Source organism: Aquabacterium olei (assembly GCF_003100395.1).
GTDB lineage: Bacteria > Pseudomonadota > Gammaproteobacteria > Burkholderiales > Burkholderiaceae_C > Aquabacterium > Aquabacterium olei.
In genome coordinates, this window is the sequence record NZ_CP029210.1 from 3,421,503 (window position 1) to 3,445,630 (window position 24,128).

Consider the following 24,128-nt stretch of genomic DNA (forward strand, 5'->3'; position numbering starts at 1 on the left):
TCTCGTGTTCGTTCAGCGCAGCTTCAGCGACGACAGGCCCAGCAGGCACAGCAGCATCGTGATGATCCAGAAGCGGACCACGACCTGCGTTTCCTTCCAGCCAGATTTTTCGAAGTGGTGGTGCAGCGGCGCCATCAGCAGAATTCGGCGGCCTTCGCCGTACTTCTTCTTCGTGTACTTGAAGTAGCTGACCTGCACCATGACGGAGAGGGCCTCGAGCACGAACACCCCGCCCATGAAGGCCAGCACGATTTCCTGCCGCACGATGACGGCGATGGTGCCCAACGCGCCGCCCAGCGCGAGCGCGCCCACGTCGCCCATGAAGACCTGGGCCGGGTAGGCGTTGAACCACAGAAAGGCCAGGCCTGCACCCGACATGGCGGCACAGAAGATCAGCAGCTCGCCCGCGCCGGGAATGTGCGGCAGCAGCAGGTACTTGGCGAACACGGCGTTGCCGGTCACATAGGCAAAGATGCCGAGCGCCGCCGACACCATCACGACCGGCATGATGGCCAGGCCGTCCAGGCCGTCGGTCAGGTTCACCGCGTTGCTGGTGCCCACGATGACGATGTAGGTCAGCACGATGAAGCCCCAGACGCCCAGCGGGTAGCTCACCGTCTTGAAGAAGGGCACGATCAGGTCGGCCTTGGGCGGCAGGTCGGCCGAGAAGCCCGAGGCCACCCAGTCGATGAAGAGCTGGATCACGCGCAGCGTGTTGACCTCGGACACGTTGAACGCGAGGTACAGCGCCGCGATCAGCCCGATGATGGACTGCCAGAAGTACTTCTGACCCGAAGGCATGCCTTCTGGGTCTTTCAAGACCACCTTGCGCCAGTCATCGACCCAGCCGATGGCACCGAAGCCCAGCGTCACGATCATCACGATCCAGACGAAGCGGTTGGCCCAGTCGAACCACAGCATGGTCGAGATGCCCAGCGACAGCAGGATGAGCGCGCCGCCCATCGTCGGCGTGCCGCGCTTGGCGAGGTGGGCCTGCACGCCGTATTCGCGAATCGGCTGGCCGATCTTGAGCTCGGTGAGCTTGCGGATGACGAACGGACCCAGCACCAGGCCGATGAGCAGCGCCGTCATGGCGGCCATCACGGCACGGAAGGTCAGGTACTGGAAGACCCGCAGGAAGCCCCAGTCGGGGTTCAACCCCTGCAGCCACAGGGCCAGACTAAGCAGCATGCGCACCTCCGGACAGGCAGGTGACGACTTGTTCCATCTTCATGAAGCGAGAACCTTTGACGAGCACCGAGGCCGCATCGGGCGCGGCCTGCGGGCTGGCCAGCGCGGCGACGATGTCGGCGGCGCTGGCGAAATGACGGGCAGACGCACCGACCGCCTGCGCCGCATGGGCGCACAGCGTGCCGGCTGTCCAGACATGGTCGATGCCGCGTTCGCGGGCATAGGCCCCCACTTCCGCATGGAAGGCGGGCCCCTGGTCGCCGACCTCGCCCATGTCGCCCAGCACCAGCCAGTGCGGGCCGGGCAGCCCGGCCAGCATGTCGATGGCGGCACGCACGGAGTCGGGGTTGGCGTTGTAGCTGTCGTCCACCAGCGTGAGCGTGCGCCCGGCAAAGGCCACGCGCTTGAGCTGGGAGCGGCCCTTGACGGGCTCGAACGCGGTGAGGCCGGCCACGATGGCGGCCAGCGGCACGCCCGCACCCAGCGCCGCGGCGGTGGCCGCCAGCGCGTTGCGGACGTTGTGGGCGCCGGCCATGTGCAGGGCCAGCGCGGCCTCGCCCTGCGGGGTGCGCAGGGTCAGGGCCCAATGGGGATGGTCGTCGCTGACCCAGTGCGTGTGGCCTGTGACGGCCGCCACGCCATGGGTGGCGAATTCAAGCTTGCGGCGGCCCTGGGCCAGCTCGCGCCAGATCGCGGTGTGGTCGTCGTCCGCCGGGAACACGGCCACGCCGCTGCGCGACAGCGACTGCAGCACGGCGCCGTTCTCGCGCGCCACGGCCTCCACGGTGTGCATGAACTCCTGGTGCTCGCGCTGGGCGTTGTTGACCAGCCCCACCGTGGGCGCGGCCATGGCGCTCAGCTGGGCGATCTCGCCGGGGTGGTTCATGCCCAGCTCGACGACGGCGCAACGGTGCACGCCCTCGCGCAGGCGCAGCAGCGTCAGCGGCACGCCGATGTCGTTGTTGAAGTTGCCCTGCGTGGCCAGCGCGGCCTCGGGCGTGCCGGCCACGTCCTGCATCCAGGCGCGCAGGATGGCAGCCACCATCTGCGTGACGGTGGTCTTGCCGTTGCTGCCGGTCACGCCGATCAGCGGGATATCGAAGCGCGCGCGCCAACCCGACGCCAGCCAGCCGAGCGCGGCACGCGTATCCGGCACGGTGAGACCCGGCAGGCCGCAGGTGTCTATGCCATGCTGGGCCAGCACGGCCACCGCCCCTGAGGCCGCCGCCTGGGGCAGGAAATCGTGGGCGTCGAAGCGCTCACCGCGCAGGGCCACGAACAGGTCGCCGGCCTGCAGGGTGCGGGTGTCGGTGTGCACGCGGGCCATCGGCGTGGCCGGATCGCCGTGCAGGACCGAGCCCGGCAGCAGCGCGTGCGCCAGACCCAGGGTCATCATCGGTGTGCGGTTCATGCGGCGCCTCCCATGGCAGCCAGATCGGCCCGCTGCGCGAGGGCGGCACGGGCTTCTTCCACGTCGGAGAACGGCGAGCGCACGCCCGCAATCTCCTGGTAGTCCTCATGGCCCTTGCCGGCGATCAGCACGACATCGCGTGGCTCGGCATCGGCCAGGGCCTGGGCAATGGCCTCGCGGCGATCGGCCACCACGGCCAGCCGCGCCCGTCCCTGCACGCCGGCCTGCACCTGCGCCAGGATGGCATGCGGGTCTTCGTGACGCGGGTTGTCGCTGGTCAGCACCACGTGGTCGGCCAGCTGGTCGGCGATGCCGCCCATCAGCGGGCGCTTGATCGGGTCACGGTTGCCGCCGCAGCCGAACACGCACCACAGGCGCCCCCCGCGGGCCTCGGCCACGGGGCGCAGCGCTTCGAGCGCCTTCTGCAGGGCGTCCGGGGTGTGGGCGTAGTCGACCACGGCCAGTGGCAGCATGGTGGCCAGCGCGGGCGGCACGGCCACCAGGTCCATGCGCCCCGGCACGGCGTGCAGCCCGCGGCAGGCCGCGGCGGCCTCGGGCAGCGGCACGCCCAGGGCGCGCAGGGCGCCGACCACCGCGAGCAGGTTGGACACATTGAAGCGCCCGATCACCGGCGCCTGCAGGTCAATGCGGCTCAGCTCGGCCAGGCCGGTGTCGGTGTGCTCCACCAGCGTGAAGGCGATGCCCATGGCTTCGTGGCGCACCTGCTGCGCCTGCAGACGGGCCGGCGTGTCGACGCCATACGACCACACGGCCAGGCCGCGCGAACGCGCGTGGGCACACAGGCCGGCGCCCATCGGGTCGTCGAGGTTGACCACGGCGGCCTGCAGGCCCGGCCAGTCGAACAACGCGCGCTTGGCCTGCCAATAGGCGGCCATGCTGCCGTGGTAGTCCAGGTGGTCCTGCGTGAAGTTGGTGAACTGGGCCACCGCGATGTGCGTGGCGTGCAGGCGCAGCTCTTCGATGCCAATGGAAGAGGCCTCGATGGCCGCGGCCTGCAGCCCCGCTTCAGCGAAGGCCCGGAAGGTGGCATGCAGCGTGACCGGGTCGGGTGTGGTGAGGCCGGTGGGCGTGAAGCCCGCGCCGCCCGGTTGGCCCACGCCCAGCGTGCCGATCACGCCGCAGCCGCGGCCGAGCGCGGCCAGGGCCTGGGCCGTCCACCACGACGTCGAGGTCTTGCCGTTGGTGCCTGTGACGGCCACCACCTGCAGGCGGGCGCTGGGCTCGCCATGGAAGCCGTGGGCGATCTCGGCGCTGCGGGCTTTCAGGCCCGGCACGGCGGCCACGCGGGCATCGTCGAAGCCGAAGGCCTCTGCCCCGTCGGCTTCGACCAGGCAGGCGCGTGCGCCATCGGCCAGCGCCTGCGCCACGAAGCTGCGGCCATCGCGCGCGGCGCCCGGCCAGGCGATGAAGCACACGCCTTGCGAGGCCATGGCGCCCACCTTCCGGCTGTCCACGGTGAGCTCAGCCACGCCCTGCTGGCGTAGCCAGGCCAGTGCGTCGGCGGTGGTGTGCAGGGTGTGCAGGCTGGCCGCCATCAGAAGCTCTCCTGCTCGGCGGGCTGCGCCGAAATGATCTGCGGTTCGACGTGCTGGTCGGGCATCACGCCCAACCGGTGCAGCGTCTGCTGGACAACCTGGCTGAACACGGGCGCGGCCACCAGGCCACCGAAGTACACGCCAGCGCTCGGCTCGTCGACCATGACGGCCACCACGATGCGCGGCTTGCTGATCGGCGCAATGCCGACAAACCACGATCGGTACTTGTTGCCCGAGTAGCCCTTGCCTTCCTGCTTGTGCGCCGTACCGGTCTTGCCGCCCACGCTGTAGCCCATGGTCTGTGCCTTGGGCGCGGTGCCGCCGGGGCCCGTCGCAAGCTGCAGCATCTGGCGAACCGCCCGCGCAGTGGCGGGCGAGATCACGCGCTGGCCGCGCACGGGAATGGGCTCGGCATCGGCAGGCCGGGCGTCCGGTTCGCCGCCCCCCTCACCCGGCCTGAAGGCCGTCTTGAAGGCCAGCGTCGGTGGCCCGCCCTGCTCGGCGAGCTTGCGCGGTGGCGCGTCCGGTCCATCGCGCTTGAGCAGCGTCATCGGAATCAGTTCGCCGTCGGTCGCGAAGATCGTGTAGGCCTGCGCCAGCTGGAACAGGCTGGCCGACAGGCCGTAGCCGTAGCTCATGGTGACCTGCTCGATGCGACGCCAGCTCTTGTGCGGGCGCAGGCGCCCGGTGACCACACCCGGGAAGCCGATCTGCGGCTTCTGCCCCAGGCCCACGGCCGAGTACATCTCCCACATCTCGCGCGGCTGCATCTGCAAGGCCATCTTGGCCGTGCCCACGTTGCTGGACTTCTGGATGACCTCGGCCACCGTCAGGTCGCCATGCGCGTGCGAGTCGGAAATGGTCGAGCCGTCGATCGTCATGCGGCCCGGCGCCGTGGCGATGATGGTTTCGGGGCGCACACGGCGGGTCTCGATGGCCAGCGCTGCAATCAGCGGCTTCATGGTCGAGCCCGGCTCGAAGGTGTCGGTCAGCGCACGGTTGCGCAACTGCGCGCCGGTCAGGTTGCGGCGGTCTTCGGGCGTGTAGCTGGGCACGTTGGCCAGCGCCAGCACCTCGCCCGTGACAGCATCGAGCACCACCACGCTGCCCGCCTTGGCCTTGTGCTGGGCGACGGCATCGCGAATGCGCTGGTAGGCGTAGAACTGGATCTTGGCGTCGATGGACAGCTGCACGGGCTGGCCGTCCTCTGCGGGCACGAGGTCGCCCACCGACTCGACCACGCGGCCCAGTCGGTCCTTCAGCACATGGCGGGCGCCGTCGCGGCCGGCCAGCTGCTTCTGGTAGGCCAGTTCGATGCCTTCCTGGCCCTGGTCCTCGATGTTGGTGAAGCCGACGATGTGCGCCGCGGACTCGCCCTCGGGGTACTGACGACGCGACTCACGCAGTTCGTGCACGCCCTTGATCTTGAGCGCGGCCACCTTCTGCGCCACGTCGTCAGGCACCTGCCGACGCAGCCAGACGAAATTCGGGTTCGACGCCAGGCGCTTCTTCAGGTCCTGGGGCCGCATGTCGATCAGCCTGGCCAGGGACTGCAGGTCCTCGGGGGAGGCCACCAGATCCTTGGGGATCGCCCACAGCGACGGCGACGGCACGCTGGACGCCAGCAGCTCGCCGTGGCGATCCACGATGCGCCCGCGGCTGGCCGGCAGCGCGATGCGGCGCTCGTAGCGGCTCGCGCCCTGCTGCAGGTAGAAGTCGTTGTGGATGATCTGGATCCAGGCGGCCCGGCCGATCAGCACGGCAAAGCCCAGCCCGATGCCCCCGATCAGGAACTTGACGCGCCACGGCGGCGTGCGCGAAGCCAGCAGCGGACTGGTCGCGTAACGGACGGTTGGCATGCCGGCCGCGCCCTGACGACGGGGCCGCCCCACCAGACGGCGCAGCAGGTCGCGCACGCGGCTCATGGCTGCGCCCCCGATGCGGCCGGAGCCCCGGTGGCAACGTAGTGCGTCACCGCCGGGTTGTTGTTGAACATCTTCAGCTTCTCGCGCGCGAGCTTTTCAACGCGCAGCGGCGTGGCCTGGGCGCGCTTGTCGAGCTGCAGGCGCTCGTAATCGATCTGCAGTTCGTGCGACTGGGCCTTGGCCTTCTCCAGGTCGGCAAACAGGCGGCGCGCGTCGTTGCTCGAACGGATCAGCCACACGCAGCTGGCCAGCAGCAGAATGGCGAGCACGATGTTGAGGCGCACCATCACCGGCGGCCCCCTTTCGCGCCACCCCGGCCACCCTTGCCCGACGGTTTCGCGCCCGGTCCGCCAGCCGCGGCCACCAGCTCCGCCGACCACGGCACGTCGGTGCGGCGGGCCACGCGCAGCACGGCCGAGCGCGAGCGCGGGTTGGCCGCCACTTCGGCCTCGGACGGCTTGATGCGCCCCAGCGATTCCAGCAACAGCGGGCGGGGCTGGGCAAATGGCACGCGGCGGTCGACCTCTTCGCGACTGTGGCGCGCGATGAAGGTCTTGACGATGCGGTCTTCCAGCGAGTGGAAGCTGATCACCGCCAGGTGACCGCCCGGCGCCAGCATCTTCAGGCTCGACTCCAGAGCGTCTTCCAGCTCGCCCAGTTCTCGGTTGACGTGAATCCGAAGAGCCTGGAAGGTGCGTGTGGCGGGATCCTGCCCGGGTTCACGGGTCTTGACCGCACGAGCCACGACCGCCTGCAGCTCGCCGGTGGTGCGCACAGGCTGTCCCGCCTCGCGGCGAGCGACAAGCGCCTTTGCAATGGCCCCAGCAAACCGTTCTTCTCCATAGGTGCGGATGACATCGGCCAGCTCCTCGAAGGCGGCGCGCGCCAGGTAATCGGCGGCGCTCTCGCCCTGCGTGGTGTCCATGCGCATGTCCAGCGGCGCATCGAAGCGGAAGCTGAACCCGCGCGCGGGGTTGTCGATCTGCGGCGACGACACGCCGATGTCCATCAGCAGGCCGGCCACCGGACCGAGGCCCTGCTGCGCCACCACCTCGGCCCACGACGAGAACGGCGCGTGCACGATGGTGAAGCGGGGGTCGGTGATGGCGTCCGGCCCCTGGGTGGCGTGGGCGATGGCGTCCAGGTCGCGGTCCAGCGCCAGCAGCCGGGCCTGCGGGCCCAGCTTCGACAGCAGCAGACGCGAGTGGCCGCCACGGCCGAAGGTGGCATCCACATAGACGCCCTCCGGCTGCGGGCCGGTCTCGGCATCCCAAAGGCCTTCAACCGCCTCGTGCAGCAGCACGGTGCGGTGCGTCCAGGTGGCGCTCCCCGTGGTCATGGCGGCGGTCAGAAGGTGAAGTCCTGGAGCGCATCGGGCATGGGCTGGGCCATGACCTCGGCTTCATGCGCGGCGTAGCGGTCCGCATCCCACAGCTCGAAGTGGCTGCCCATGCCCAGCAGCATCACATCCTTCGTGATGCCGGCGGCGGCACGCAGCTCGGGTGAGATCAGCACGCGCGCGGCGCTGTCGACCTCGACGTCCATGGCGTTGCCCAGAAAGATCCGCTTCCAGCCCGCCGCCGACATGGGCAGCGCGGCGACCTTGTCGCGGAAGGCCTCCCACGCCGGACGCGGGAAGACCATCAGACAGCCGTCGGGGTTCTTGGTGATGGTGAGCTGGCCGCTGCACAGGGCGGACAGGGCGTCACGATGGCGCGCAGGGACGGCCATCCGCCCCTTCGCGTCCAGCGACAACGCTGAAGCCCCCTGAAAGACCACATTCACCACAAAACCCCACAAAAGTGCACTTCATCCCACTTTACTCGATCCACACCCCTGGAACAAGGGATGAAACAAAAAAAACGCCAATGAAATCAAAGACTTACGCGTGTTTTTCGGACGCCGGGTCGAAAAAAAAGTCCTTCAAAATCAAGGACATGCAAATTGGTCTGCAAGCGCTGGATGAGCAATTGCCCCTCGCAGGGGTGTGCTCCCCGGGTTCGGCGGTCCGCCCCCGACGTGAGCGGGTCCGGCAACATCGGTTCAGCCTGATGCGGATCAAGCCCCGTGAATTGCGAATGGTTCGCATTTGAACCTAGAATGGGCCATGACCGTCGCCCACGCCCCCCACCTCGGCCGCATGCCTGCCCCCTCGGCGCACCCCGACACGGGTCTCACGCTGGACCAGTTGCCGGTCCGCACGGTGGCCACCATCCGCGAGGTGCACTGTGCGCGGCACGACGGGGGCGCACTCAAGCGCCGGCTCATGGAACTGGGTTTCGTGCCGGGTGAGCGGGTGCAGGTCCTGCGCCGCGTCTTTGCCGGGCGCGGCCCGCTGGCGGTGCGCGTGGGCACCAGTACCTTCGCCATGCGCCGCCTCGAATCCTCCCTCATCGAGGTCGTGTCCGCCTGACGCGGCGCCCTCACCGATCCCCTCAGCGCGCAGTACGCAGGAGCTTCATTCATGGCGGCAGCGGCCCCCACCGCGTCCCCGACCCCGCTCATCGCCCTGGTCGGCAACCCCAACTGCGGCAAGACCGCGCTGTTCAACCGCCTCACCGGCGCGCGCCAGAAGGTCGGCAACTACGCCGGTGTGACGGTCGAGCGCAAGGAAGGCCAGTTCATCTCGCCCCGGGGCCAGACCTGGCGCCTGCTCGACCTGCCCGGTGCCTACAGCCTGCTGGCCGCCACCCCCGATGAAGCCATCACCCGGGATGTGATCGCCGGCGTGCGCGAAGGCGAATCGGCCCCGGTGGGCCTGGTGTGCGTGGTCGATGCCACCAACCTGCGCCTGAACCTGCGCATGGTGCTCGAACTCCAGACCCTGGGCGTGCCCATGGTGCTGGTCATCAACATGATGGACGAGGCCACGCGCCGCGGCATCCGCATCGACACCGCCCGCCTGCAACAGGGCTTGGGCATCCCGGTGGTGGAGGCCGTGGCCGTGCGCGCCGGGGGCGAGCAGGCCCTGCTGAATCAGCTGGATGCACTGGACTGGGCCCGCCTGCAGCCGCCTGCCGCACCGCGCCCCATGGGCCGCATCGCCGAGACCCCGGTCGAGCAGACCCACCAGCGCGTCGGGCAGTTGCTGGCCGATTGCGTCCACACGCCGCCGCACGCCTCGCACTTCACCGCCACGCTCGACCGTTACGTGCTGCATCCGCTGCTCGGCCCGGTCATCCTGGCGGTGCTGATGTTTCTGGTGTTCCAGGCGGTGTTCACGTGGGCTGCCACGCCCATGGACCTCATCGACGCCGGCGTGTCGTGGATCGGCGAGCAGGTGCAGGCCCGCATGGCCGACGGCATGCTGCGCAGCCTGCTGGTCGACGGCATCATTGCCGGCGCGGGCGGGGTGCTCGTCTTCCTGCCGCAAATCGTCATCCTGTTCGCCTTCATCCTCGCGCTGGAAGATTCAGGCTACCTGCCCCGCGCCGCCTTCCTGCTCGACCGCATCATGGGCAGCGTCGGGCTGTCGGGCCGGGCCTTCATCCCGCTGCTGTCGAGCTTTGCCTGCGCCATCCCCGGCATCATGGCCACCCGCACCATCGGGCAGCCGCGCGACCGGCTGGTCACCATCCTGATCGCGCCACTGATGACGTGCTCGGCGCGCCTGCCGGTGTACGCGCTGCTGATCGCAGCCTTCGTGCCCTCGCGCACCGTGGGCGGCGTCTTCAACCTGCAGGGGCTGGTGCTGTTTGGCCTGTACATGGCGGGCATCGTCTCGGCCATGATCGTGGCGCTCGTGCTCAAGCGCGTGCTCAAGCAGGGCGCCAGCCAGCCTCTGCTGATGGAGCTGCCGGATTACCACTGGCCCCACTGGCGCGACCTGTTGCTGGGCCTGTGGGAGCGCGCCAGCACCTTCGTGCGCCGCGTGGGCACCACCATCCTGTCGCTGATGGTGATGCTGTGGTTCCTGTCGAACTTCCCCTCGCCGCCCGACGGCGCCACCGGCCCCGCCATCCAGTACAGCGTTGCCGGCATGATCGGCCGCGCGCTCGAAGTGGTCTTCGCCCCGATCGGCTTCACGTGGCAGATCTGCATTGCGCTGGTGCCCGGCATGGCGGCCCGCGAAGTGGCCGTGGCGGCGCTGGGCACGGTCTACAGCCTGTCGCAGAGCGGCGACGAGCTGTCGGGCGCGCTGGCCGGGCTGCTGAGCCAGACCTGGAGCCTGCCGACCGCGCTGTCGCTGCTGACCTGGTATGTGTACGCGCCCCAGTGCCTGCCGACGCTGATGGTGGTGCGCCGCGAGACCAACGGCTGGAAGGTACCGCTGTTGATGGCGGGCTACCTGTTCACGCTGGCTTATGTGGCGTGTTTCATCGTCTACCGGGTGGCCGGCTGGTGGCTCCAGTAAGGACACCGGCATGCTGCAGGACCTCCTCACCCTTCTGATCGGCCTGGTCGCCCTGGCCTGGCTGCTGCGGCGCTGGTGGCCTGCCCGCTGGCGTCCGGCCACACGCCAGAAGGGAGAAGACTGTGGCTCGCCTGCCACGTCGTGCGGCGCCGGCTGCGGTCAATGCGGCGGCGACAGCTCGCCCCCCGCGCGGGACCACCGTGTGGTGCGCGTGCATCCGCGCCCACCATCCCCCCCGCACTAGGGAGGCCCCCTGTGCCGGGGGATGTGGCCAGGCGCAGCGCTGCCTAAACTGGGCTCCAACAACACAAACCCAGGCACCCAGGCCCCGTCATGAAAACGCTGTACGCCATCGCCCCGCTTGCGGTCGTGCTCAGTCTGGTCGGAACCGACGGCACGCGCACCGCGCCGCTCTCTGGTCAGCCTCAGGCACAGCAGGCCCAGGCTCCGGCCGACAGCCGACCCGTCGCACGCGCGACCCTGTCGTCGTGGCCCGCCCCCGTGCGCCTGGGCGCCGCCCACACGGCCGACCGCCTGCCGACCATGCCGATCGGCCAGCCTTTCGAGTCACGCGTCCGCCCCTGACGCCCCCTTGTCCATTCGCCCGGCAGCGCGCTAAACTGCAAGCTGCTCCGGGGTGTGCCACATGTGAAATCCACGTGCGGCGCTGAGATGGATTACCGAACCCGTTGAACTTGATCCGGTTCATACCGGCGAAAGAAGAGCTGTCCTGTCGAGGCCGCATGGCGACCTGGGTGGGCGCGGCTTCAGATGACGGCCGCGCGCCGTCAGGCTGAAGAACGCGCGCTGCCCTCGTCCTCCCTCCTTGCGTGGCCTGTCGGGCGCCCTCGGAGCACGTGTCACCACACCTGCTTCAAGGAGCCGCCCATGAATGCCCCCGATCCTGCCGTCGCCCTCGACACCCTGAACGAGCTCACCCGCCTGACGCGTGAGCCCTTGCCGGCCTCCCGCAAGGTCTACGTGGAGGGCAGTCACCCGGGCGTGCGTGTTCCCATGCGTGAGGTCTCGCTCACCAACGGCGAAGCGGTCACGCTGTACGACTGCTCCGGCCCCTACACCGACCCCGCCGTGGCCATCGACGTGACGAAGGGCCTGCCGCCCGTGCGGGAGGCCGCCGTGGTGGCCCGCGGCGACACCGAGCTGTATGCCGGCCGCAGCGTGCAGGCCATGGACGACGGACTGCTGCCCGGCGAGCGCCACGACGCCCGCATGGCCGCCCTGCGCGAGGCCGCCGCGGGTCTGCAGCGCCAGCCGCGCCGCGCCAAGGCCGGCCACAACGTGTCTCAGATGCACTATGCGCGCCGCGGCATCATCACGCCCGAAATGGAATTCGTGGCCCTGCGCGAGAACCAGCGTCGACTGGACCTGGCCGAAGACTGGCGCAGCAAGTACGGCGCCGACGCCGAGCGCGAGGCCCGCCTGCGTGGCAACCCGATGGGCGCCATGATTCCGCGTGAGATCACACCCGAATTCGTGCGCGACGAGGTGGCCCGTGGCCGCGCCGTGATCCCCGCCAACATCAACCACACCGAGCTGGAGCCGATGATCATCGGCCGCAACTTCCTGGTGAAGATCAACGCGAACATCGGCAACAGCGCCGTGACCTCGTCGATCGAAGAAGAAGTGGAGAAGCTGGTGTGGTCGATCCGCTGGGGCGGCGACACCGTGATGGACCTGTCCACCGGCAAACACATCCACACCACGCGCGACTGGATCGTGCGCAACAGCCCCGTGCCCATCGGCACCGTGCCCATCTACCAGGCGCTGGAGAAGGTGGGCGGTGTGGCCGAAGACCTCACATGGGAGATCTTCCGTGACACGCTGATCGAGCAGGCCGAACAGGGCGTGGACTACTTCACCATCCACGCCGGCCTGCGCCTGCACCACATCCCGATGACGGCCAAGCGTCGCACCGGCATCGTCTCGCGCGGCGGCTCGATCCTGGCCAAGTGGTGCATCGCCCACCATCAGGAAAACTTCCTGTACACGCGCTTCGAAGAGATCTGCGAGATCATGAAGGCGTACGACGTGACGTTCTCGCTGGGCGATGGGCTGCGCCCCGGCTGCCTGAGCGACGCGAACGACGAGGCGCAGTTCGCCGAGCTGAAGACACTGGGCGAGCTGACGCAGATTGCGTGGAAGCACGATGTGCAGACGATCATCGAGGGCCCGGGCCACGTGCCGATGCACATGATCCAGGCCAACATGGACGAGCAGCTCAAGCACTGCGCCGAGGCGCCCTTCTACACGCTGGGCCCGCTGACGATCGACATCGCGCCGGGCTACGACCACATTGCCTCGGCCATTGGCGCGGCCATGATCGGCTGGATGGGCACGGCCATGCTGTGCTACGTGACGCCCAAGGAGCACCTGGGCCTGCCCAACCGCGACGATGTGAAGCAGGGGCTGATCGCCTACAAGATCGCGGCGCATGCGGCCGACGTGGCCAAGGGCCATCCGGGCGCGCGGGCACGCGACGACGCGCTCTCGCAGGCGCGCTTCGACTTCCGCTGGCAGGACCAGTTCAACCTGGGCCTGGACCCCGAAACGGCACGCGACTTCCACGACGAAACGCTGCCCAAGGACGCGGCCAAGGTGGCGCACTTCTGCTCGATGTGCGGGCCGAAGTTCTGCTCGATGAAGATCACGCAGGAGGTGCGGGACTTTGCCGCGGCGCAGGGCGTGGGCGAAACCGACGCGCTCGCGCAGGGCATGGCAGCCAAATCGCAGGAGTTCAAGCAGGTGGGCGGCGAACTCTACATCCCGATCAAGCCGCAGGCCTGACAGCGAGGTCTTGCAATGTCCTCATCCCCCTTGGCGCCGGGCCAGCGCATCGGCATTGCCGGCGCCGGCGTGCTGGGCCGGCTGCTGGCGTGGCACCTGTCACGGCTGGCTCATGACGTGAGCGTGTTCGACCCGGCTGACGCCCCCCTGCCGGCATTCGACGGACGCGGCGCGGCGGGCTTCACCGCCGCGGGCATGCTCAGCCCGCTGGCCGAACTGGACGCCGCCGAGCCCGATGTGGCGGGCCGCGGCTGGCACAGCATTCCGCGGTGGGCCGCGGTGTCCGCCGAGCTGGGCCGGCGGGTGCAGCCCGCGCCGCACATGGCCCGGCTGGGCAGCCTGATGGTGGCCCACGGGCCCGACCTGGGCGCGGCGCGGCGCGTGCTGGCCCGGCTGGACCAGCCCATGCCCGGGCAACCGGCATGGGCGCTGCCGAAGCCGCTCGGCGCCACGGCGCTCGCGGAGCTCGAGCCCGGCCTGCATGGCAGCAGCGGCCCGCTGCATGCGTGGTGGCTGCCGGGCGAGGGGCACCTCGACACCGTGGCCATGATGCAGGCGTTGCACGACGATGCGGCGGCCGTGCGCTGGCAATGGCGGATGCCGGTGGCCCGTGTCGAGCCGGGCGCCCTGCACCTGGCAGACGGCACCGTGCACCGCTTCGATCTGGTCATCGATGCACGCGGCACCGGGGCCCGGCCGGCACTGCCCGTGCGCGGGGTGCGCGGCGAAGTGGTGTGGCTGCACGCCCCTGGCCTGGGGCTGCAACGGCCGGTGCGCCTGCTGCACCCTCGCCACCGGGTCTACATCGTGCCGAGGCCGGGCGAGCGCGTGCTGGTCGGCGCGAGCGAGCTGGAAACGGAAGACCGCTCGCCGATGTCGCTGCGCACGGCAGTCGAACTGATGGCCGCCGCGCACAGCGTGATCCCCGCGCTGGCCGAGGCCCGCATCCTGCGGCTGGACACCAACCTGCGCCCCGCCCTGCCGGACAACCGCCCCGAGGTGCAGGTGCGAGACGGGCTGGTGCGGCTCAACGGTCTGTACCGCCACGGCTGGCTGCTGGCCCCGTCGGTGGTGGACGACGCCCTGGCCCAGATGGGATGCCCGCCTCTGCCGGTGGACGACACCCCTTCACCCGACAGGATCATGTGATGAGCCACTCAGATGAACTGACCATCCACACCGACCGCGGCCCGCTGACGCTGCGGGCAGGCAGCACGCTGGCCGATGCGGTCGACCTCGTGCTGGCGGGCACTGACCGCGACCCGGCCAGCGTGGCCACCGCCGTCAACGGCGGCTTCGTCCCGCGCGACGCCCGCGCCCGCCATGTCCTGGCCGACGGCGATGCCGTGCTGTGCTTCTCCCCGATCACCGGAGGCTGACCATGCTCCCCCCGAACCCCACCACCCCACCTGACGACACCTGGCGCATCGGCGACACGGTGCTGCACAGCCGCTTTCTGCTCGGCACAGCCGGCTACCCCTCACCACAGGCCTTGCAGGACGCCATCGTGGCCTCGGGCAGCCAGGTGCTGACACTGGGCCTCAAGCGCACGCTGGCCCTGCCGGGCGGTGGCGACAACGGCTTTGTGCAGATCATCCGCGACACGGCCCGCGCCCGCGGTGCCCATCTGCTGCCCAACACCGCCGGTTGCCGCAGCGCCCGTGAGGCCGTCACCCTGGCCCACATGGCGCGCGAGCTGCTCGGCACGCACTGGATCAAGCTGGAGGTGGTGGGCGACGAACAGACCCTGCAGCCCGACCCCTTCGAGCTGGTCGACGCGGCGCGCCAACTCGTGGCCGACGGCTTCGAGGTGCTGCCCTACTGCACCGACGACCTGGTGAGCGGCCAGCGGCTGGTGGACGCGGGCTGCCGCGTGCTGATGCCGTGGGCCGCGCCGATCGGCTCGGGCCTCGGCCTGCTCAATCCGTGGGCCTTGCGCACGCTGCGCGCCCGGCTGCCCGGTGTCACGTTGATCGTCGATGCCGGACTGGGCGCCCCGTCGCACGCGGCCGCTGCCCTGGAGCTCGGGTTCGATGCGGTGCTGTTGAACTCGGCCGTGTCGCAATCGCGCGATCCGGTGGGCATGGCCGCGGCTTTCCGTGACGCCGTGGCCGGTGGCCGCGCCGGCTTCCGCGCCGGGCTGATGGCCACCAGCGACGTGGCGATCGCCACCACGCCCGTGGGCGGACAACCTTTCGTGCTGCTGTGACCCTCGACTCGACCCCCACGGCAGCGGCACGTCCCGTCGTCTGGAGCATCGCTGGCCTGGACCCCGCCGGCGGTGCCGGCCTGAGCGCCGATCAGCGCGCAGCCGATGCGCTCGGCGTGCACCTGTGCCCGGTGGCGGCCGTGCTGACGGCGCAGCATTCGCAAGGCGTGACCGCGCTGTTTTCCGTGCCGCCCGAGCAGCTGCACGCGCAGCTGGCCGCGCTGGCCGAAGACCTGCCGCCCCGCGTCATCAAGACCGGGCTGCTGGGCAGCGTGGCCGCCGTGCAGGCCGTGGCGCGCTGGGTGGATCACTTCCGCGCCCAGACACCACCTGGCGCCGACCCGCATCGGCAACTGGCCCTGGTCGTCGACCCGGTGCTCGGCGCCTCGGCAGGCGGTGTGCCGTTCAGCACCGAGGCCGTGCTCGAGGCCTATCGGCAGTGGCTGCTGCCGAGGGCCACGGTGGTGACACCCAACCGGGCTGAAGCGCGCCGGCTGCTGAAGCAGCAGGGCGGGCACTCGGGCTCACGGCAGGAACTGCCGGCACTGGCCGTCGGGCTCATGGGCCTGGGCGCCCGCAGTGTGGTGATCACCGGAGGCGACGCCCCGCCCCATGCAGCGGATGACAGCCACCCCGGCTGGTGCCTGGACTGGCTCGCCTCGGTACAGGCCCACGGCTGGCTGTGCGCCCCCCGGATCGACACGCCGCACCACCACGGCACGGGCTGCACCTTTGCCACCGGCGTGGCGGCCGCATGGGCACTCGGCCATGTCGAAGCCGATGCCATCGTGCTGGCCCACATGCTGACGCGCGACGCCCTGGCGGCCTCGCACGCAGCCGGGCGGGGCGCAGGCCCCGTGAAGGCCCGCGCCGGCTTTGCGAAGCCGGGACGTGCCCGCCTGCCGTGGCTGGGCCTGGGCGACGAACTGCCCTGGCAGCTGAGCCACGGCCAGCCCGCTGGCCAGCCCCCCCCGCGCCCGCGCCCTGCCCCGCTGTTTGCACCGTTTCGCGCGCCCTGCGACGGCCTCTACGGCATCCTGCCCGACAGCCAGGAACTGGGGCACGCCCTGAATGCCGGCTTGCGGCTGGTGCAGCTGCGACACAAGCCGCACGAGGGTCTGGATGCCCATCTGGCTCACAGCCTGAGCCTCTGCGCCGAGCGGGGTGCGCAGCTCTTCGTCAACGACCACTGGCGCGACGCGCTCGCCCTGCCCCCGCGCGTCTCGGCCGAGCCCGGCTTCCGGCTGGGCCTGCACCTGGGCCAGGAAGACCTGCTGGCCCTGAACGCCGCAGACAAGGCCATGCTGCTGGCCGAGCGCGACCGGGTCATGCTGGGACTGAGCTCACACAGCCTGTGGGAACTGGCGCGTGCCGCCGGCTGCGGTGCCAGCCTGATCGCCTGCGGCCCGGTGATGCCCACCACCACGAAGGACATGCCCTGGCGCCCTCAGGGCGAGCACAACCTGCGTTGGTGGGTGGCGCACAGCCCGGCCCCCGTGGTGGCGATCGGCGGGCTGCTCACACCGCAGGACGTGGCCCGCTTTGCGGCCTGCGGGCCGGCCGCCGTGTGCGTGGTGCGCGGGCTGGGCGAAGGGGCCGCCGAGATGGCCGCCCGTGCGCCGGCCCTGCGTGCGGCCGCGGCCACCCCGCGCGACGGACGCCGCGCCCCTGCATTGCCTGCGCCGGTGCTGGACACGGGCCGATGACGGGCAAGGGGCCGGACTCAGCTCGACAGCGGGTTGAGCTGGCCCGTTTCCAGCCACTCGCGCAAGGTGATGACCATGTCGCGGTCGTTGTGCAACCAGGCGCTGTGGCGGTAGTCGTTGTAGTACGCCTCTTCCTGGGTCTGCTCGGCCAGGGCCTCGTAGATGAAGCGCAGCACCATCTGGCGGGGCTGGGGCTCTTCGATGCGGATGGTCAGGCGGATGGGGGCCGTTTCGCCGTGGGCTTCGGGGGTGAACACCAGGCTCTCCTCGGCGTCCAGCTGCACCCGGTCCGTCAGCGTGTGGGGCCCGAAGCGCAGGGTGCGCGCGATCACGCCGGCCGCCGGCTCGTGCCAGTCACACCCCTCGGGCCCGTTCGGGAAGCGCTGGGGCGCTTTCACCCGCTGCATCAGGCCGCGCCACAGTTGCGCGCGCGTGAAGGGCGGCATGGCGGCGCCGAAGACCGGGTCGGGCGAGTTGATCTCGATGAGGTGTTCGAATCGCATGGCGCGAGCTTAACGCCAGCGCCCTGCCTGCAGTCCGTGGCCCGCGCTGGCGGCCCGGAATTCCACATGCCGGCAACCGCGGGCACCGGGGCGACTAAACTTCGCCCTGGGCTCACAAGGCCCTGCCGTTTTTGTCCGTTCACACCAGCCGCGACCCGGTGCGGCCCGATCCATGTCCCAGTGCGCCACCTCCTCCACCGCCGCCCCCGTGTCCGAGCCGGCCGCCCAGCCCGTTCAGATCGTGCCCCGCAAGGCGGTGCTCAACAGCCATGGCTGCGGCGGCGACTGCACCGACCCGAACTTCGACAACGGCCGCTGGCCGCGTTCGAAGGTGCTCGAACTGTTCAACCTGCCCTTCAACGACCTGCTGTGGCAGGCCCAGCAGGTGCACCGTCAGCACTGGGACGCCAACGAGATCGAACACGCCACGCTGCTGTCGGTCAAGACCGGCGGCTGCCCCGAAGACTGCGGCTACTGCCCGCAATCGGCCAGCCATGACACGGGGGTCGAGGCCAGCAAGCTGATGTCGCCCGATGAAGTGCGCGAGGCCGTCGTGGCCGCGCGCGACGCCGGCGCCAGCCGCTTCTGCATGGGCGCCGCCTGGCGTGCGCCGAAGGACCGCGACATCGAAAAGGTGGCCGAGCTGATCGGCGTGATCAAGGAAGAAGGCCTGGAAGCCTGCTGCACGCTGGGCATGCTGACCGACACGCAGGCGCAGGCCCTGAAGGACGCCGGCCTCGATTACTACAACCACAACCTCGACACCGCACCCGAGCTGTACGGCGACATCATCACCACGCGCGACATGCAGGACCGCCTGGACACGCTGGCCCACGTGCGCAGCGCCAGCATCAAGGTGTGCAGCGGCGGCATCGTCGGCATGGGCGAAACCCGCGAAGGCCGCGCCGGCCTGATCGCGCAACTGGCCAACCTGCCGACTTACCCCGAGTCGGTGCCCATCAACGACCTGGTGCGCGTGCCCGGCACCCCGCTGGCCGACACGCCGCAGCTCGACCCGCTGGAGTTCGTGCGCACGATCGCGGTGGCCCGCATCACCATGCCGACGGCCCGCGTGCGCCTGTCGGCCGGCCGTCAGGCCATGAGCGAAGCGGTGCAGGCACTGTGCTTCCTGGCCGGCGCCAACTCCATCTTCTACGGCGACAAGCTGTTGACCACCGGCAACCCCGAGTTCGACAAGGACCAGGCGCTGATGGCCAAGCTGGGCCTCAAGAGCGGCAAGGCCGTCACCGCGCGCGCCGCGGGCTGAGCCCATTCGGCCGTCCGGCCTGGGACGATGGCCCCGTCCGGTCGGATGTCACACGCGTGATTTGATCTGGCTCAGATTGCGCGGGGAGCGGGGCGGCGGCGGCATTGCGCACCGGCCGCCTTGGGCGTACGTTTGATCGTTTCAGAACGATGACACCGCCCTCATGGACAAACCCGCCAAGCCTGCTTCTTCCCGCCCCGCCGCCCCGCGCAAGACAACCCGCGCCGCAGCCCGGACTGCCCGCGCACCGCGCCGTGCGGTGGCAGGTGACGTGATCCACAGTACCCGACCCGATCACATTGCGACGGCGGTCGCGCAGGAAGCGACCGTGGCCCGCCAGTACGCCCAGGTGGCCGCACTCGACGACATCGTGCGGCAGACCCCGCCCGAAGAGCTGGCCCGGGCGATCGACTCGCTGCTGGAGGGCGCCTCGCCCGATGACGCGGCCGTGCTGCGCGCCGCGCTGCAGGGGCGACTCGACCGCCATGCACCGCGCGTCAACCCCGACGAGGAACTGGCGCCCACGTGGCGTGATGCCTCGACCTACCCGTACCGCAACCTCATGGCCCGCAAGAGCTATGAGAAGCAGAAGTACCGCCTGCAGGTGGAACTGCTGAAGCTGCAGGCCTGGGTCAAGGCGACCGGCCAGAAGGTGGTGATCCTGTTCGAGGGTCGCGATGCGGCCGGCAAGGGTGGCACCATCAAACGCTTCATGGAGCACCTCAACCCACGGGGCGCCCGCGTGGTCGCGCTGGAAAAACCCAGCGAAGTCGAAAAGGGTCAGTGGTACTTCCAGCGCTATGTGCAGCACCTGCCCACAGCCGGCGAGATCGTGCTGTTCGACCGCAGCTGGTACAACCGCGCCGGCGTGGAACACGTGATGGGCTTCTGCTCGGCCGAGGAGTACCGCGAGTTCATGCGCCAGGCGCCGGAGTTCGAGCGCAACCTGGTGCGGTCGGGCGTGCACCTGATCAAGTTCTGGTTCTCGGTGAGCCGCAAGGAGCAGCGCCGCCGCTTCAAGGAGCGTGAAACGCACCCGCTCAAGCAGTGGAAGCTCTCGCCGGTGGACCTGGCCTCACTCGACAAGTGGGACGACTACACGCGCGCCAAGGAAGCGATGTTCTTCCACACCGACACGGCCGATGCGCCGTGGACCGTGATCAAGAGCGATTGCAAGAAGCGCGCACGCCTGAACGCCATGCGCTATGTGCTGCACAAGCTGCCCTACGCCAACCGCGATCTGAGCCACGTGGCCCAGCCCGACCCCTTGCTGGTGGGCCGCGCCAACGTGGTGTACGAACGCGGCGAGCACCCCGGCGAGGTGCCGGTGGAGGCCTGACCAAAGTGGCGTGGCGCGACGCCCGCGTAGGGGTCAGCGCCGGGCCTTGGGAACCCAGGCCCAGACCATGCGGGCCTCGATCGGGGTCTCGCCGGCGGCGTCGGTGATGCGCACGGCCACCGTCACCTCGCCCTTGTCCTGCGCGTGCATCAGCGCGATCTGCTCTTCACTGAGGTGGGCCTCCGCGCGCAGGTCGCCCTGGGCGCGGCGCAGGTAGTCGATCTGCATCGTCTTGATCAGGGGCAGTTTGTCATCGGGCAGGTGCATGCCGACACTGAAGCCCGTGGCGGTTTCAGCCAGCAGCGCCATGCCGGCCGCATGCACACCCTGGATGTGGTTCTGCACCGGCCGGCGGTTGCGGATGCCGACGACCACCCGCCGGGCGCTCACCTCTTCGAAGCGCAACCCCGCCGTGCCGACGAGCGGAACAATGCGCCCGAGCACGAGGCTGACCAGCCGCACCCGCAGCGCGGTCGGCAGGGCATCGAAACGGGCCAGTGTGCGGGCAAGCTGGTTGGGACGGGTCATGCAGTCACCTTCGAACGACAAGGTACCGGATGGTACCCGCATACGTCGATGGCCGCATGGCGTGCGCGAGTCAGGCCGGCAGCAGCGATGCCAGCGTCGCTGCATCGAACCGCCCCTGGCCCGGCACCACCTGCTCCAGTTCAGACGGGGGCACGCCGAGCCAGCGGGCGAGCACCGCCCCCAGTTGCTGCACGGCCAGCGTGGGCAGCAGCCGCCCCTGGCCGACGTGGTGATCGCCATCCAGCCCCGCCGGCGGCAGCGTGCCGTAGAGGGCCCCGCCCTGCACGGCGCCGCCCAGGATCAGGTGGTGCCCGCCCCAGCCATGGTCCGACCCATCGCCATTGCTCGTGAGGGTGCGCCCGAAGTCGCTGGCGGTGAAGCTGGTGACCTGGTTCGCCAGGCCCAGCCGATCGACCTCGGTCTGGAAGGCCGCCAGCGCAGCCGCCACCTGGGCCAGCAGCTCCGGGTGGCGCGCACGCAGGTTGTCATGCAGGTCGAAGCCACCCAGCTGCACGAAGAACACCTGGCGGCGCAGCCCGAGCGCGGCGCGGGCCGCCATCAGGCGCGCCACCATGCCGAGCTGCAGCCCCAGCGGCGTCGATGGGTCGAACCCCGCTGGGGTAGCGATGCCGGAGAGGCCGCTGCGCAGCCGAGCGTTCACGTCGATCGCACGGGCCATGATGCGTGCGTGCTCGCCGGCCAGGAGGTGCGGCTGCGTCGTGTCGGTGACGAGGCTGCGGAAGGCCGCCTCGCACGCCGCCGAGCCGAACAGTCCACCTTCCAGCGCCGCCAGCGAGGGCACGCCGGCGGGCGTGAGCATGTAGGGCACAGCGGTGTCCCCCGCCAGGAACACGGCCTGCCCGGCGGTGTTGATGCACGTGAGCGCCGCCACACTGTTGCCCGACAGCACCGCATCGGCCGCACGCCCGCCCCAGCCCGACAGGGCGCCTTCGGGCGCACCGCTCTGCCACACCGACTGCTGGTCGTTGTGCGAGAACAGGCGCGGGGGCAGGGGCACGCGCCCTGCGCGGTAGTCGGCCAGCGAGGTAGGCTGCACGAGCGGGCCGATGTTGGCCAGCCACGCGAGCCGCCCATCGCGCCACGGCGCCATCAGCGGCAGCAGGGCCGGGTGCATGGCCACCGACCGCCCCGAAGCGATGGGCCCGAGCGTGGTGGCGGCCAGATCGTCGCGCGGCAAGGCGAGCATGCCACGGGCCGCGGCATAGGCGGCGTGCTCGGTCGGGTCCACCGGGATCAGCGTGTTGGCGTGGTCGTTGCCGCCCTGCAGGAAGACGCAGACCAGGGCCTTGTAGTCATCGCCCGGCGAGGCGGCGGCGGCCGCCTCGGCCATGTGCGACAGGTTGAGCGCCAGCGGCGCGGCCACGCCGGCCATCGACAGCGCAGCGCTGCGGCGAAGGAAGGCGCGTCGACTCAGAAGGGAAGGGGTCATGGCGGGGCGTCAGCGCTGCACGAGGTACTGCGGGCTGGTCATGATCAGGAAGAAGGCCGCAACCACGCGGTTGCGGCGCTCGGTGTCGGAAGCCACGGTGATGCTGCCGACGGCGCTGCGGATGGTGCTCACGGTGGACGGGCTCAGCGTGCCGGCCCCGAGGTACAGCGCCAGCTGGTCCACCAGCGTGTCGGGCGTATCGGCCAGCGCCAGCCAGCGGGCATAGTCGGGCTCGAGCCCGCCCGCACCGAACGGCATCACCGCCAGCAGGAAGTTGGCATAGCCCATCACGGTGGACTCGTTGGTGATCTGGAATTCGGGGGCGACCAGGCCGCGCGCCGCCATGTCGGTGCCCACCGGCACATGCCCGGGCCGGAAGAAGTTGAAGACCGAGGGCGCACGCAACGGCGCCTGCCCCAAGGTGTCGCTGCCCGACAGGTCGGGAAAGGCCCACTGGCCATCGACCGAACGCACCTGCGCCAGGCGCAGCCAGTGCAGCAGGCGCAGGATGGGCTCGCGCAGCTTGCCGTCGGTGAGCGCACCGGCTGCGGCGGTGTGGCGGATCTCGGGGCGGGCCTCGGGGTCGGCCAGCACGGCATGGATCACGCGCGCCAGATTGCCCCGCTCGCCGTTCGTGTCCGCGGCATTGAACACGAGCGCCACGCGCCGCACGTAGTCGGGGCTGGGATTGCTGCACACCAGGCGCTGGATCAGCTGGCGGGCGATGAAGGGCCCGACGTTCGGATGGGCACACAGCGCGTCCAGCGCCATGCCGAGCGCGGCGGGCCCCGGCGTGCCGGCCGGCACCACGCGCCCGTCGACCAGGCGCTTGGCCCCCGGGTCGTGGCGCTCCGGGTGGAAGTCCATCGGCTGGCGCAGGTAGTCGAAAGGCCCTTCCGGGTCGAGCGGGTTGAAGCCGTCCACATCCCAGCCGGTGAAGACGCGCGCCAGCTCGCTCACGGTGTCGGCGCTGTACGTGGCCTGCTGCGGTGTGCTGGGTGTGCCGTCCAGCTGCAGGGCGTCCAGCCCGATGGTGAACAGCTGCATCAGCTCGCGGGCGTAGTTTTCGTCCGGCTGGCGCCCCTGCTCATCGGCCCGGGCACTGCCGCGCATGCTGAGGTACACGCCCATGGCGGGCGACAGGGTGATCGCCTGCAGCAGCGAACGGAAGGAGCCGAAGCAGTGCTGTTCGAGCAGCTCCCACCAGGCCAGGCAGGCGAACTGCTTCCAGTAGGCGACCATGTTGAGGGGCGAGACGACGAAGATCTCGCTGAGGGCCAGCACGACACGCTGGCGCAGCACATCGGGCGCGGTGCTCAGGCGGCGCCACACCACGCGGTCGAGCCCGAAATCACCGCGGGCGTAGAGCCGGTTGTTGAAGCCCATGGCGAGGCCCCAGTCCCACACGGAGGCCGGCGCGGCCATGGCGACCTGCGCCTCGAACCACGCCTCGGCACCGTCGCGCACCAGGGCGTCGACCTCGGCGGGCGTGGCGCCGAGTCCACCCTGGGCCAGCAGGCGGGCGGCACGCTCGCGCGTCATGGCCTCGAACGGCTGCGCGGCGCCCCGGCATGCGGGCTCGGCGGCGGCGGCGGCGGCACTCAGGCCCGTGCAACCGGGCGGCACCGCCGACGGCTCGGCACGCGGCGGCGCCGGCGAGCCGCCTCCACCACAGGCGCCCAGCACACTGCCAGCGAGGCTGGCCGTGGCGGCCATCGCACTGCGGCGCAGAGACCAGGCCTCGGCCTGCGCAGGCGCACCAGGCGGCGCCGCCCCGCGGGCTCCATCCCCCGTGTCCGTCATCCCCGTGTTCCCCCTGATTCTTTACGGATGCGGGCACTGTAGGCGGGCCGTGTGTCAGCACTCAAGGCGCGTTACGCCTTG

At 70.3% G+C, this 24,128-nt stretch carries 22 protein-coding genes and 1 riboswitch; of the genes, 11 read left to right on the plus strand and 11 right to left on the minus strand.

The window, feature by feature from the left end:
- Window positions 1–12 precede the first annotated feature (12 nt).
- Genes mraY through DEH84_RS15455 form a run of 7 tightly spaced genes read right to left on the minus strand, consistent with a single transcriptional unit; the run spans window position 13 to window position 7,814 of the window.
- On the minus strand, window positions 13–1,191 hold the full coding sequence (mraY, locus tag DEH84_RS15425; RefSeq protein ID WP_109037650.1) for a phospho-N-acetylmuramoyl-pentapeptide-transferase: 1,179 nt from the start codon (window positions 1,189–1,191) through the stop codon (window positions 13–15).
- Window positions 1,181–2,602, minus strand: coding sequence for a UDP-N-acetylmuramoyl-tripeptide--D-alanyl-D-alanine ligase (locus DEH84_RS15430; protein ID WP_109037651.1), 1,422 nt, complete (start codon window positions 2,600–2,602; stop codon window positions 1,181–1,183). The genes mraY and DEH84_RS15430 overlap by 11 nt, the downstream gene beginning before the upstream one ends.
- Window positions 2,599–4,158, minus strand: coding sequence for a UDP-N-acetylmuramoyl-L-alanyl-D-glutamate--2,6-diaminopimelate ligase (locus DEH84_RS15435; RefSeq protein ID WP_109037652.1), 1,560 nt, complete (start codon window positions 4,156–4,158; stop codon window positions 2,599–2,601). The genes DEH84_RS15430 and DEH84_RS15435 overlap by 4 nt, the downstream gene beginning before the upstream one ends.
- The gene (locus DEH84_RS15440) at window positions 4,158–6,083 is read right to left on the minus strand and encodes a peptidoglycan D,D-transpeptidase FtsI family protein (RefSeq protein ID WP_109037653.1); all 1,926 of its coding nucleotides are present in this window, start codon (window positions 6,081–6,083) and stop codon (window positions 4,158–4,160) included. Before DEH84_RS15440 ends, DEH84_RS15435 begins: the two co-directional genes overlap by 1 nt.
- The gene (gene ftsL, locus DEH84_RS15445; protein ID WP_109037654.1) at window positions 6,080–6,370 is read right to left on the minus strand and encodes a cell division protein FtsL; all 291 of its coding nucleotides are present in this window, start codon (window positions 6,368–6,370) and stop codon (window positions 6,080–6,082) included. Before ftsL ends, DEH84_RS15440 begins: the two co-directional genes overlap by 4 nt.
- A complete protein-coding gene (gene rsmH, locus DEH84_RS15450) occupies window positions 6,370–7,422 on the minus strand; it encodes a 16S rRNA (cytosine(1402)-N(4))-methyltransferase RsmH (protein ID WP_109037655.1) in 1,053 nt (350 codons plus the stop codon). The genes ftsL and rsmH overlap by 1 nt, the downstream gene beginning before the upstream one ends.
- Before the next feature lie 8 nt (window positions 7,423–7,430).
- Window positions 7,431–7,814: a division/cell wall cluster transcriptional repressor MraZ gene (locus tag DEH84_RS15455; protein WP_245932611.1), complete on the minus strand. Its 384-nt coding sequence runs from the start codon at window positions 7,812–7,814 to the stop codon at window positions 7,431–7,433.
- 376 nt (window positions 7,815–8,190) lie between these two features.
- Here DEH84_RS15455 and DEH84_RS15460 point away from each other — a divergent pair, with 376 nt between their 5' ends.
- From DEH84_RS15460 to DEH84_RS15500, 9 genes are all read left to right on the plus strand, one after another.
- Window positions 8,191–8,496, plus strand: a complete 306-nt coding sequence (locus DEH84_RS15460) for a FeoA family protein (RefSeq protein WP_245932612.1) — start codon at window positions 8,191–8,193, stop codon at window positions 8,494–8,496.
- A 51-nt stretch (window positions 8,497–8,547) separates the two neighbouring features.
- The gene (feoB, locus tag DEH84_RS15465; RefSeq protein WP_109037656.1) at window positions 8,548–10,437 is read left to right on the plus strand and encodes a ferrous iron transport protein B; all 1,890 of its coding nucleotides are present in this window, start codon (window positions 8,548–8,550) and stop codon (window positions 10,435–10,437) included.
- A 10-nt stretch (window positions 10,438–10,447) separates the two neighbouring features.
- Window positions 10,448–10,681, plus strand: a complete 234-nt coding sequence (locus DEH84_RS15470; RefSeq protein ID WP_109037657.1) for a hypothetical protein — start codon at window positions 10,448–10,450, stop codon at window positions 10,679–10,681.
- Window positions 10,682–10,770: 89 nt separating this feature from the next.
- Window positions 10,771–11,022, plus strand: a complete 252-nt coding sequence (locus DEH84_RS15475; RefSeq protein ID WP_109037658.1) for a hypothetical protein — start codon at window positions 10,771–10,773, stop codon at window positions 11,020–11,022.
- 38 nt (window positions 11,023–11,060) lie between these two features.
- A riboswitch (TPP riboswitch) is annotated at window positions 11,061–11,176 on the plus strand.
- Between the two features lie 149 nt (window positions 11,177–11,325).
- Window positions 11,326–13,242 (plus strand): phosphomethylpyrimidine synthase ThiC, encoded by a 1,917-nt coding sequence (gene thiC, locus DEH84_RS15480; protein ID WP_109037659.1) that lies wholly within the window; start codon window positions 11,326–11,328, stop codon window positions 13,240–13,242.
- A 15-nt stretch (window positions 13,243–13,257) separates the two neighbouring features.
- Window positions 13,258–14,391, plus strand: a complete 1,134-nt coding sequence (locus DEH84_RS15485; protein WP_109037660.1) for an FAD-dependent oxidoreductase — start codon at window positions 13,258–13,260, stop codon at window positions 14,389–14,391.
- Entirely contained in the window at window positions 14,391–14,621 is a 231-nt protein-coding gene (thiS, locus tag DEH84_RS15490) for a sulfur carrier protein ThiS (protein WP_159098992.1), read from the plus strand. The genes DEH84_RS15485 and thiS overlap by 1 nt, the downstream gene beginning before the upstream one ends.
- Before the next feature lie 2 nt (window positions 14,622–14,623).
- Window positions 14,624–15,451: a thiazole synthase gene (locus DEH84_RS15495; protein WP_109037662.1), complete on the plus strand. Its 828-nt coding sequence runs from the start codon at window positions 14,624–14,626 to the stop codon at window positions 15,449–15,451.
- Window positions 15,448–17,157 (plus strand): bifunctional hydroxymethylpyrimidine kinase/phosphomethylpyrimidine kinase, encoded by a 1,710-nt coding sequence (locus DEH84_RS15500; protein WP_109037663.1) that lies wholly within the window; start codon window positions 15,448–15,450, stop codon window positions 17,155–17,157. The genes DEH84_RS15495 and DEH84_RS15500 overlap by 4 nt, the downstream gene beginning before the upstream one ends.
- Before the next feature lie 17 nt (window positions 17,158–17,174).
- On the opposite strand, the gene DEH84_RS15505 is transcribed toward DEH84_RS15500, so the two are convergent.
- Window positions 17,175–17,660, minus strand: a complete 486-nt coding sequence (locus tag DEH84_RS15505) for an AtaL-like protein (protein WP_109037664.1) — start codon at window positions 17,658–17,660, stop codon at window positions 17,175–17,177.
- Window positions 17,661–17,832: 172 nt separating this feature from the next.
- Here DEH84_RS15505 and bioB point away from each other — a divergent pair, with 172 nt between their 5' ends.
- Complete coding sequence (gene bioB / locus DEH84_RS15510) at window positions 17,833–18,927, plus strand: biotin synthase BioB (RefSeq protein WP_109037665.1); 1,095 nt, start codon at window positions 17,833–17,835, stop codon at window positions 18,925–18,927.
- Between the two features lie 163 nt (window positions 18,928–19,090).
- Window positions 19,091–20,266, plus strand: a complete 1,176-nt coding sequence (ppk2, locus tag DEH84_RS15515) for a polyphosphate kinase 2 (protein WP_109037666.1) — start codon at window positions 19,091–19,093, stop codon at window positions 20,264–20,266.
- A 33-nt stretch (window positions 20,267–20,299) separates the two neighbouring features.
- Here the strand turns inward: ppk2 and DEH84_RS15520 are convergent, their stop codons facing one another.
- The 3 genes from DEH84_RS15520 to DEH84_RS15530 form a co-directional block, all read right to left on the minus strand.
- A complete protein-coding gene (locus tag DEH84_RS15520; RefSeq protein WP_109037667.1) occupies window positions 20,300–20,794 on the minus strand; it encodes a DUF4442 domain-containing protein in 495 nt (164 codons plus the stop codon).
- Window positions 20,795–20,864: 70 nt separating this feature from the next.
- Window positions 20,865–22,244 (minus strand): DUF1501 domain-containing protein, encoded by a 1,380-nt coding sequence (locus DEH84_RS15525; protein ID WP_109037668.1) that lies wholly within the window; start codon window positions 22,242–22,244, stop codon window positions 20,865–20,867.
- A gap of 9 nt (window positions 22,245–22,253) precedes the next feature.
- Window positions 22,254–24,047, minus strand: a complete 1,794-nt coding sequence (locus DEH84_RS15530) for a DUF1800 domain-containing protein (RefSeq protein WP_109037669.1) — start codon at window positions 24,045–24,047, stop codon at window positions 22,254–22,256.
- Window positions 24,048–24,128 lie beyond the last annotated feature (81 nt).

What these genes read in the sequence shown, in the direction of transcription:
- mraY (WP_109037650.1), bottom strand. Translation starts at nt 1,191, where the DNA reads ATGCTGCTTAGTCTGGCCCTGTGGCTGCAGGGGTTGAACCCCGACTGG.
- DEH84_RS15430 (WP_109037651.1), bottom strand. Translation starts at nt 2,602, where the DNA reads ATGAACCGCACACCGATGATGACCCTGGGTCTGGCGCACGCGCTGCTG.
- DEH84_RS15435 (WP_109037652.1), bottom strand. Translation starts at nt 4,158, where the DNA reads ATGGCGGCCAGCCTGCACACCCTGCACACCACCGCCGACGCACTGGCC.
- DEH84_RS15440 (WP_109037653.1), bottom strand. Translation starts at nt 6,083, where the DNA reads ATGAGCCGCGTGCGCGACCTGCTGCGCCGTCTGGTGGGGCGGCCCCGT.
- ftsL (WP_109037654.1), bottom strand. Translation starts at nt 6,370, where the DNA reads ATGGTGCGCCTCAACATCGTGCTCGCCATTCTGCTGCTGGCCAGCTGC.
- rsmH (WP_109037655.1), bottom strand. Translation starts at nt 7,422, where the DNA reads ATGACCACGGGGAGCGCCACCTGGACGCACCGCACCGTGCTGCTGCAC.
- DEH84_RS15455 (WP_245932611.1), bottom strand. Translation starts at nt 7,814, where the DNA reads ATGGCCGTCCCTGCGCGCCATCGTGACGCCCTGTCCGCCCTGTGCAGC.
- DEH84_RS15460 (WP_245932612.1), top strand. Translation starts at nt 8,191, where the DNA reads ATGACCGTCGCCCACGCCCCCCACCTCGGCCGCATGCCTGCCCCCTCG.
- feoB (WP_109037656.1), top strand. Translation starts at nt 8,548, where the DNA reads ATGGCGGCAGCGGCCCCCACCGCGTCCCCGACCCCGCTCATCGCCCTG.
- DEH84_RS15470 (WP_109037657.1), top strand. Translation starts at nt 10,448, where the DNA reads ATGCTGCAGGACCTCCTCACCCTTCTGATCGGCCTGGTCGCCCTGGCC.
- DEH84_RS15475 (WP_109037658.1), top strand. Translation starts at nt 10,771, where the DNA reads ATGAAAACGCTGTACGCCATCGCCCCGCTTGCGGTCGTGCTCAGTCTG.
- thiC (WP_109037659.1), top strand. Translation starts at nt 11,326, where the DNA reads ATGAATGCCCCCGATCCTGCCGTCGCCCTCGACACCCTGAACGAGCTC.
- DEH84_RS15485 (WP_109037660.1), top strand. Translation starts at nt 13,258, where the DNA reads ATGTCCTCATCCCCCTTGGCGCCGGGCCAGCGCATCGGCATTGCCGGC.
- thiS (WP_159098992.1), top strand. Translation starts at nt 14,391, where the DNA reads ATGAGCCACTCAGATGAACTGACCATCCACACCGACCGCGGCCCGCTG.
- DEH84_RS15495 (WP_109037662.1), top strand. Translation starts at nt 14,624, where the DNA reads ATGCTCCCCCCGAACCCCACCACCCCACCTGACGACACCTGGCGCATC.
- DEH84_RS15505 (WP_109037664.1), bottom strand. Translation starts at nt 17,660, where the DNA reads ATGCGATTCGAACACCTCATCGAGATCAACTCGCCCGACCCGGTCTTC.
- bioB (WP_109037665.1), top strand. Translation starts at nt 17,833, where the DNA reads ATGTCCCAGTGCGCCACCTCCTCCACCGCCGCCCCCGTGTCCGAGCCG.
- ppk2 (WP_109037666.1), top strand. Translation starts at nt 19,091, where the DNA reads ATGGACAAACCCGCCAAGCCTGCTTCTTCCCGCCCCGCCGCCCCGCGC.
- DEH84_RS15520 (WP_109037667.1), bottom strand. Translation starts at nt 20,794, where the DNA reads ATGACCCGTCCCAACCAGCTTGCCCGCACACTGGCCCGTTTCGATGCC.
- DEH84_RS15525 (WP_109037668.1), bottom strand. Translation starts at nt 22,244, where the DNA reads ATGACCCCTTCCCTTCTGAGTCGACGCGCCTTCCTTCGCCGCAGCGCT.
- DEH84_RS15530 (WP_109037669.1), bottom strand. Translation starts at nt 24,047, where the DNA reads ATGACGGACACGGGGGATGGAGCCCGCGGGGCGGCGCCGCCTGGTGCG.